Source organism: Clostridium sediminicola, assembly GCF_050402865.1.
Classification (GTDB): Bacteria; Bacillota; Clostridia; order Clostridiales; family Clostridiaceae; genus Clostridium_AF; species Clostridium_AF sediminicola.
Genome location: NZ_BAABMF010000016.1, coordinates 107,963 through 114,833, shown reverse-complemented (window position 1 = coordinate 114,833; position 6,871 = coordinate 107,963). Strand labels below are relative to the sequence as shown.

At 30.1% G+C, this 6,871-nt stretch carries 7 protein-coding genes; 5 read left to right on the top strand and 2 right to left on the bottom strand.

Annotated elements, in window-relative coordinates:
- Positions 1–88, top strand: an 88-nt coding sequence (locus tag ACQ3F0_RS20550) for an IS3 family transposase (RefSeq protein WP_428867605.1), incomplete at its 5' end; no start/stop codon positions are given.
- 85 nt (positions 89–173) lie between these two features.
- Here the strand turns inward: ACQ3F0_RS20550 and ACQ3F0_RS20545 are convergent.
- Positions 174–644, bottom strand: a complete 471-nt coding sequence (locus ACQ3F0_RS20545) for a GerW family sporulation protein (protein WP_428867600.1) — start codon at positions 642–644, stop codon at positions 174–176.
- Positions 645–786: 142 nt separating this feature from the next.
- The gene (locus tag ACQ3F0_RS20540) at positions 787–1,317 is read right to left on the bottom strand and encodes a DUF2953 domain-containing protein (protein ID WP_428867599.1); all 531 of its coding nucleotides are present in this window, start codon (positions 1,315–1,317) and stop codon (positions 787–789) included.
- Positions 1,318–1,813: 496 nt separating this feature from the next.
- Between ACQ3F0_RS20540 and ACQ3F0_RS20535 the strand changes: the two genes are divergently transcribed.
- From ACQ3F0_RS20535 to ACQ3F0_RS20520, 4 genes are read left to right on the top strand one after another with little or no spacing between them, the layout of a single operon-like run.
- A complete protein-coding gene (locus ACQ3F0_RS20535) occupies positions 1,814–4,732 on the top strand; it encodes a sigma 54-interacting transcriptional regulator (protein ID WP_428867598.1) in 2,919 nt (972 codons plus the stop codon).
- Complete coding sequence (locus ACQ3F0_RS20530) at positions 4,725–5,198, top strand: PTS sugar transporter subunit IIA (RefSeq protein ID WP_428867597.1); 474 nt, start codon at positions 4,725–4,727, stop codon at positions 5,196–5,198. The genes ACQ3F0_RS20535 and ACQ3F0_RS20530 overlap by 8 nt, the downstream gene beginning before the upstream one ends.
- Positions 5,199–5,242: 44 nt before the next feature.
- Entirely contained in the window at positions 5,243–5,545 is a 303-nt protein-coding gene (locus ACQ3F0_RS20525; protein ID WP_428867596.1) for a PTS sugar transporter subunit IIB, read from the top strand.
- Positions 5,546–5,589: 44 nt separating this feature from the next.
- Complete coding sequence (locus ACQ3F0_RS20520) at positions 5,590–6,852, top strand: PTS galactitol transporter subunit IIC (protein WP_428867595.1); 1,263 nt, start codon at positions 5,590–5,592, stop codon at positions 6,850–6,852.
- Positions 6,853–6,871 lie beyond the last annotated feature (19 nt).

Sequence of the window (6,871 nt, the reverse complement as noted above, 5' to 3'; positions counted from 1 at the left end):
TATAAGATATTACAATAATTATAGATATCAATGGAACCTAAACAAGATGACTCCTGTACAATACAGAAATCATCTCTTAGCATCTTAACACCCTTTTTAAATTGTCCTTGACATAGGTACCATTTTAAATTGAGCACACCCCCAAAAAGTAAGTTTGAACTTAAAATATACCTTTATTTTGTAGGAGGTTTTTTTTGGTTTTGACCAGCATTTTGCGCTTGGTCTTGTGGTTGATTTTGTTGCTGGTTTTGTTGTTGGTTTTGAGCCATATTTTGTGGTTGAGCACCTTGCTTAAAGTTCGTAATCATTTCAGGAATTTTATTCACAATGTTATTCATGGCATTATTGTCATTTGGTTGGTTATTAACGTTCCCTTTTCCATCTACAGGAAGCATAGATACAGAATCTTTGTCAACAACTACAACAGCATTAGTTGATATTCTAGCTCCTAAACCAACTCCGGTTCCTCCATTAGGTGCTGCAGGGTCTTTTTTATTTGTTCCACTTCCGTAACCCATTGTAACTGAAATAATTGGAACTAAAGTTCTGTCTCCTATTGGAACTGGAGATCCCATAACTGACTCTGTTTTTACGAAGTTCTGTAAATCTGTAAATAAGGTATCAATAGTTTGTGTATCTTGCATATCTATTCCTCCTTAGTATTTTTGTGATTTATTATAAAACAAACATTACGTAAACATAATTTGTGCAGGGCTAAAATCTCAGGAATCAATGAATTCTATACCTGCATAAATTCACAGTCTAAGTTGTTTGCTTATAAACATTTTATTTTTGATAAATAGTTTGATGCGACTTTCTATATGATTTTAATAATTTTATAATGGTAGTAGCTATATTTAACTTAATTATTCCATCTATGTTAAAATAGTTTTCTTCAGAAGTAAAGTTAGCTTCGTTATTTATATTTCTTAGGTTAAGAAATTTTGTAAGTGAATTCACTATTCCAAATATTATTCCAGTTGTAGACGGATCTTGGAAACCATAAGAAGCATCAATGTGAGAGTAATATGGTTTAAGTTGTTTTAGATAATAAAATTTGTCCTTATAATTATTTGAATTTTTTTCTTTTTTTGCTTTTAAAGGTTTAGTTGATATTTTTTTGTTAAATAAATATATTGTTAAAAAAATATTAGTATCTTTATTTAAAATAATTGCTTTGAATAAGGGTTTTAACCAAGAGATTTCCATATGAAAGTCAATATTTTCATCCGAATTAAATAAAATTTGGAGAGGAACTATTGCTATTAAAACCAAGATTATTACTAAAATAGATATTAAAAATAAAATGAAGTACATATAAACAGCTCCTTCTGTATTAACAAATATGTATATGACATTGAATTTATAACGAACTAAGAACAATTTCCTTATTGATTCTTAACTCTTTGTCAATAAAATAATGCATCTATAGTATTAGGTGTTTTTAGTAAAAATATTATATATAATTAATGGGTATAAGTTTTAAAATTCTCAAAACAGTAAATATGTGTTTTGAAACGGATTATTGTGTATTAGATTTATTTACATTCTATATGGTGGTTTAACCAAACGGTGTATTAATAAAAGAACTAAAAAAATAATTCTAAAGAGCTAATGACTTAACTTTAGCTCTTTAGAATTGTTTTTTTTGAAATTAGTAAATGGTTCAAAACGTTTTCATTAATTGGTTCATTATGTTATAATTTAAAAAAAATAATTCAAAATGACAAAAGAAATGCTGTAATACCAAGGTTCTACAAAAAGAACCGAAAAGTTGGCATTTAAATTGCTATTAATAAGGGTGGGTGAAGAAATGAAAGATAAAATCTTAAAAATCATTGCTACAGAAGATAAGAAAAATCCTTTAACAGATAGTGAAATAGCTAAAATAATAGGTACTAATAGAACTGATGTAGTTATGTTTAGACAGAAATTAAATATTAAAGATTCTAGAGAAAGAAGAAAAGAACTTTTAATAAAACACATAAACAAAATAATTAAAGAGAATCTAGACATTTCAGAAAGGGGTATAACTTCTAAACTGAATGAACAGGGGTTTGAAATTTCTAGGAAAGCTGTTTCAAATTTGTTGAAAAATTCAGAACCTTTAGCTAAATCACAAAGTAAACCAGAAAAAACTGTTAAAGAACCAGAAAATGCTTTTTCTAAGTTAGTAGGTGCCTTTGGTAGCTTAAAACCTAAAGTAGAGTTAGCAAAAGCGGCAGTATTATATCCACCTAATGGACTACACACATTGATATGTGGACCTACTGGAGTTGGTAAAAGTGAACTTGTAGAATGCATGTACAATTTTGCAATTCAAGCATCAGTAAAGGATAAAGAAGCACCCTTTGTAGTCTTCAATTGCGCAGATTATGCTGAGAATCCTCAACTATTAATGTCTCAATTATTTGGTTATATGAAAGGCGCATATACTGGTGCAGATAGCGAAAAAAAAGGTATTGTAGAAAAAGCGGATGGTGGAATATTGTTCTTAGATGAAATTCATAGACTGCCACCTGAAGGACAAGAAAATCTCTTTTATCTCATTGATAAAGGAAAGTTTAGAAGGCTAGGAGAAACTGATTCATTAAGAGAAGTAAAGGTTATGATAATTGCAGCTACAACAGAAGATGTAGAGTCATCTTTATTAGCTACATTTAGAAGAAGAATTCCTATGACAGTTGAACTTCCACCTTTAGATAAAAGGCCTTTAGAAGAAAGATATATGATAATAAAGAGGTTCTTTAAAGAAGAGGCAACAAGAATTAATGTAAAGATAGTAATTTCCCATGATGTATTAGTAGCACTTTTATTATATGATGCTAGAGGTAATGTGGGGCAGCTTAGATCAGATATTCAAGTAGCTTGTGCTAGAGGATTTTTGAAATATATTTCTAAAAAATACGAAGCTATAGAAATTGAAATACTTGATTTAGCAAGTCATGTTGCTAGAGGATTATTAAGTATAAGTCATAGAAGAAAGTCAATATCTAATATTGTTGATGGTAGCTTAGAGATATATCCATCTTTAAAACAAGAGGTAAAGGTAATTAAAGATACATCTTATATGCTTCCAGAAGATATTTATAAAGAAATTGAATATAAATATCAAAAATATGAAAATCAGGGTATTGATATTCAAATAATTAATAGAATTATTGGGGATGAATTAGAAACTAAAGTTTTACAATTAGTAAAACAAATGCAATATAACAAACAAAATTTAATAAGACAAGATCTACAAAAGATAGTTGGGGACAAAATAATAAATGCTGTAGATGTAATGATAAATAAAGCAAAAAAAGAGTTGAATAATATTGATGATAGTTTATTCTATTGCCTTGCAACTCACTTAGCTGCAACTTATGAGAGAATACTACAGAATAAACAAATTGTAAATCCACAGCTAAAAAGAATAAAAGATAAATATCCAAAAGAATATGCAATTGCTGATAGTATTGCTGAATTAGCAGGATGTCATCTTAAAGTAAAGTTCCCAGAAGATGAGGTAGCATTTTTGGCTATGTACCTTAAAGCTTATTCAAAGGAAAATGTTTTAGAGGAACATCATGTAGGCGTTGTTATTTTAACCCATGGACATGTAGCAGAAGGTATGGTTAATGTTGCTAATAGACTTTTAGGTACAACGCATGCACGAGCTATAGAAATGTCTTTAGATGAATCACCTAAAAAAGCTTTAAAAAGAGCAGAAGAAGCAGTTGAAAAAGTTGATCGTGGTAAGGGAGTATTGTTTTTAGTAGATATGGGTTCTTTGGTTAGTTTTGCTAACATTATTTCTGGAAAAACAAATATTCCAATTAGAACTGTATCAAGAGTTGATACTTTAATGGTTATTGAAGCTTCAAGGAAAGCCATTTTGCCTAATGCGGATTTAAATGAGATTGCAGATTCTTTGGAAATGGACAAATTTGGATATGTAGAAATACAAAGTGACGAAATAAGTAATAAAGATGAAGACGTAATTATTTGTTTATGTTTAACAGGGGAGGGATCAGCTAAAGAGGCATCAAATTTGATATTAAAGTATTTACCAGAAATAAGAGATAAAATTAGACTAATTAATATTGGAGTATTAATTAATGAGGATATTAATATAAAAATTAAAAATATCATGAAAAATAAGAATGTATTAGCTATAGTAGGTACAATGAATCCAAAAATATCTGAAGTTCCTTTTATATCAATGAGAAGACTTGTGAAAGGTGATGGAGCATTAAAATTAAAAAGGATTATTAAGAACAAAAGTAAGATAAAAATTTCTTATGCCGATTTTGGACAGAAAAGTGAATTAAAGGATTTGATACAAGAAGATTTAATTGTTATTCATCCTGAAATAGAAACTAGAAAAGAAGTATTATCTCTATTAGCAGGAATTATGGAGAAAAAAGGTTATGTTACAGATAAATTTTTAGTTTCTGTTCATCAAAGAGAGATGATGGCACCTACTGTTATTAATAGTAATATTGCTATCCCTCATGGTAATAGCGATGATGTAATAAAGCAATGTATAGGGATAGTAACTTTAAAAAAACCAATTCAATGGTGTGGAGAGTTCAAAGTAGATTGTATTTTCATGTTAGCGTTAAATATCTATAGTAAAGATGAATTTAAGAAACTATATAAAATACTAAATGATGAAAGTATTATAGAAAAAATCAAAGACGCAGAAAATGCAAAACAACTTAAGGGGGTAATTGAAGGTGACTAAAGGGTTTAAGCTTGATAGTGAAGTGGTTAAAATTCAGCTTGAAGCAGAAACAAAAGAAGAAGTATTTATTGAAATGGCAAATATGCTCCAAAATGCTGGATATGTTAAAGAAAGTTATTTAAATGGAATTTTAAAAAGAGAAGAGGTATTTCCTACAGGCTTACCTACAGGAGACATTGGTGTTGCGATTCCTCATACTGATGTGGAACACGTGAATATGCCAATGGTAGCGGCAGCTACATTAAATCGTCCGGTACAATTTGGAATTATGGGAGGTAATATAGAAGATACAATAGATGTTAAAGTTGTTTTTATGCTAGCGATGAAGGATGGAAACGCTCAATTACAAGTACTTCAAAATATTATGGGAATAATACAAGATGAGGAATTACTTAATGAAATTTCATCAGCACAAGATGAGGAAGTATTACTGACATTACTGGAAGACAAAATTAATATTAATTAGCTTATATTTTAATAAAATATAAAATAAAAAAAGGAGAGATAATCATGAGATTCAGAATTTTATCAGTTTGCGGTACAGGTATTGCTACATCCACAGTTGCAGCTGAAAACTGTAAAAAACGACTTAAAGATAGAGGATTAGACGTTGAAGTTATTGAGTGTAGGGTAACAGAGGTAGCATCAAAAGTTTCAACATATATGCCACATGTTATCGTTCATACAACACCAGTAAGTGATGCTTCAGCTGGGGGAATTAAAAAGTTTCTAGCTATAGGATTTTTGACTGGTATAGGCGTAGATAAGCTTGCAGATGATATTGCAGAACATCTTAAAAGTTTAGACAAATAAGTTTATTAATTTTCAAAAAAAATTACGATAGGGGGATTATACAAATGCAATTTATTCAATTTATTCTTGATTTAGGACCAACCGTAATGATGCCAATTATTGTAACACTTTTAGGTTTACTATTTAGACAAAAATTTTCACAATCATTTAGAGCAGGTTTAACTATAGGTATTGGTTTTGCAGGTATTAACCTAGTAATTGGTTTATTAGTTAGTAACTTAGCTCCAGCAACTAAGGCTATGGTTGACAAATGGGGATTGGCTTTAGATGTAATAGATGTTGGTTGGCCAATATCGGCTGCTATAAGTTTTGGTACTTCAATTGTTCCAGCAGTCTTTGGTATATGTATTGTTATTAACTTTATAATGCTTGCAATGAATTGGACTAAAACTATGGACGTAGATTTATGGAATTATTGGCATTTTATATTTGCAGGTGCATTAGTACAGTATTTAACAGGTAGTGTTATGTTAGGATTAGCTGCAGCTGGGTTGTCATTTATAATAATATTAAAATTTGCAGACTTATCAGCACCATTAGTACAAGAGTTCTTTGGGTTACCAGGAGTTTCGCTACCGCATACTGAAACAGTTTCATGGGCTCCAGTAGGAATTATAATTAATAAAGTATTAGATAAAATACCAGGAATAAATAAAATCCAATTAGATACAGATTCTATTCAACGAAAGTTTGGCTTGTTTGGAGAACCAATGATAATGGGTATTTTACTTGGTGCAGGAATTGGAGCACTTGCAGGTTATGATGCTAAAGGAATAATTCAGCTTGGAGTTAGTATGTCAGCAGTTATGTTTATTATGCCAAGAATGGTTCGAATTTTAATGGAAGGATTAATGCCTTTATCAGAGAGTGCAAGAGAATTTTTACAAAAGAAATTCCCTGGAAAAGAAATATATATTGGATTAGATGCAGCATTAGCAATAGGTCATCCTTCAGTAATAGCCACAGGTCTAGTTATGATACCTATAACGCTTGTATTAGCAGCAATTTTACCAGGAAATAGATTACTTCCATTTACTGACCTTGCCATAGTACCAATATTTATGATTTGGGCTGTACTACCTTCAAAAGGAAATGTATTTAGAGGAATTATTACAGGAACAATTTTTATGATAGCAATGCTTTATATAGCAACTGATATAGCAGGAGTATCAACAATAATGGGGCAAGCGGCTGGATTTGATTTTCCAGAGGGAGCAACTACTATATCATCAATTGATGGAGGAGCTCATTTAGTACCATATATTATTTATAAGATTGTTCAAATATTCACTGGTGCTGGTGTATAATTTAGCACAATAAAAAAAA

What these genes read in the sequence shown, in the direction of transcription:
- ACQ3F0_RS20545 (WP_428867600.1), bottom strand. Translation starts at nt 644, where the DNA reads ATGCAAGATACACAAACTATTGATACCTTATTTACAGATTTACAGAAC.
- ACQ3F0_RS20540 (WP_428867599.1), bottom strand. Translation starts at nt 1,317, where the DNA reads ATGTACTTCATTTTATTTTTAATATCTATTTTAGTAATAATCTTGGTT.
- ACQ3F0_RS20535 (WP_428867598.1), top strand. Translation starts at nt 1,814, where the DNA reads ATGAAAGATAAAATCTTAAAAATCATTGCTACAGAAGATAAGAAAAAT.
- ACQ3F0_RS20525 (WP_428867596.1), top strand. Translation starts at nt 5,243, where the DNA reads ATGAGATTCAGAATTTTATCAGTTTGCGGTACAGGTATTGCTACATCC.
- ACQ3F0_RS20520 (WP_428867595.1), top strand. Translation starts at nt 5,590, where the DNA reads ATGCAATTTATTCAATTTATTCTTGATTTAGGACCAACCGTAATGATG.